General features: G+C 75.3%; 1 pseudogene. It reads right to left on the reverse strand.

Annotation, left to right across the window (positions count from 1 at the left end):
• Positions 1 to 66: 66 nt before the first annotated feature.
• Positions 67 to 1,518, reverse strand: a pseudogene (locus FrCorBMG51_RS34960) (cobaltochelatase subunit CobN); the annotation flags it as partial.
• Positions 1,519 to 1,602 lie beyond the last annotated feature (84 nt).

The raw sequence follows: 1,602 nt of genomic DNA on the forward strand, positions 1-1,602 counted from the left end.
GCTGGTCGCCCGCCGCCGGTCGCCGTGGGCGGCGCCGTCGCGGGCGAGGTCGGCGCGGACGTGCGCGGCGAGCAGGTTGTCGGCGTCGGCCTCGTCGTCGAGCCCGGCGACGGTGGTGATCGCGTCGTCGAGCAGGGCGATCACGTGCGGGAAGGCGTCCCGGAAGAAACCGGAGATCCGCACCACCACGTCCACCCGGGGCCGGCCGAGCTCCGCCAGCGGCACCACCTCGAAACCGGTCACCCGCCGGGAGGCGTCGTCCCAGGTCGGACGGCAGCCGAGCAGCGCCAGTACCTCCGCGATGTCGTCACCCTGCGTGCGCATGGCGGAGGTGCCCCAGACGGTCAGGCCCACCGAGGCCGGGTAGGAGCCGGTGTCGGCGAGATGGCGGGCCAGCAGCGAGTCGGCGAGCGCCCGGCCGGTCTCCCAGGCCAGCCGGGACGGGATCGCCTTCGGGTCGACCGAGTAGAAGTTCCGCCCGGTCGGCAGCACGCCCACCAGCCCCCGGGTGGGCGAGCCGGACGGCCCGGGCGGCACGAACCCGCCGCCCAGCGCCCGCAGCACGTTGGTGATCTCGTCGGAGGTCCGGTTCAGGCGCGGCACCACCTCGGTGGCGGCGAACGCGAGCACCCGCTCGACCTCGGTGTAGCCGGGACCGGCGGCGCCACCGCTGGCCTCGCCGTCCGTAAGGACGTCCGCGCGCACCCCGGCCGCCGCGGCCGGGTCCCAGCCCGCGGCCTCCATGCCGGCGACGAGCGCGCGGGCGGCCGCCTCGAAACCGTCGACCTCCACCCGCGCGGCACCGCCGCCCTCGACCAGGCCGAGCGCGGCCCGCAGGCCCGGCAGCGCCCCCGCCGTGCCGCCCCACACCTGCGACGCCCGCAGGATCGCCAGCACCAGGTTCACCCGCGCGTCACCGGCCGGGGCGGCGCCGAGGATGTGCAGGCCGTCGCGGATCTGGGTGTCCTTCACCTCGCAGAGGTATCCGTCGACGTGCAGCAGGAAGTCGTCGAAGTCGTCGTCGCCGGGACGCTCGTCCAGCCCGAGATCGTGGTGGAGCTGGGCGGCCTGGATCAGCGTCCAGATCTGGGCGCGGACCGCCGGCAGCTTCGCCGGGTCGAGCGCGGCCAGGGTGGCGTGCTCGTCCAGGAGCTGTTCCAGCCGGGCCATGTCACCGTAGGTGTCGGCGCGGGCCATCGGTGGCACCAGATGGTCGACGATGACCGCGTGCGCCCGGCGTTTGGCCTGCGTGCCCTCCCCGGGGTCGTTGACCAGGAAGGGGTAGACCAGCGGCAGGTCGCCGAGGACCGCGTCCGGCGCGCATCCCGCCGACAGGCCGAGGCCCTTGCCGGGCAGCCACTCCAGCGTGCCGTGCTTGCCCAGGTGCACGACCGCGTCCGCGCCGAACTCCTCGTCCAGCCAGCGGTAGGCGGCCAGGTAGTGGTGGGACGGCGGCAGGTCCGGATCGTGGTAGATCGCCACCGGGTTCTCCCCGAACCCCCGCGGCGGCTGGATCATGAGCAGGATGTTGCCGAACCGCAGCGCGGCCAGCACGATCGCGGGCTCCCGCCCGTCCCCGTCCGCGGGCCGCGGCAGGCCGCC

It is taken from the genome of Protofrankia coriariae, from assembly GCF_001017755.1.
In the GTDB taxonomy this organism is placed as follows: domain Bacteria; phylum Actinomycetota; class Actinomycetes; order Frankiales; family Frankiaceae; genus Protofrankia; species Protofrankia coriariae.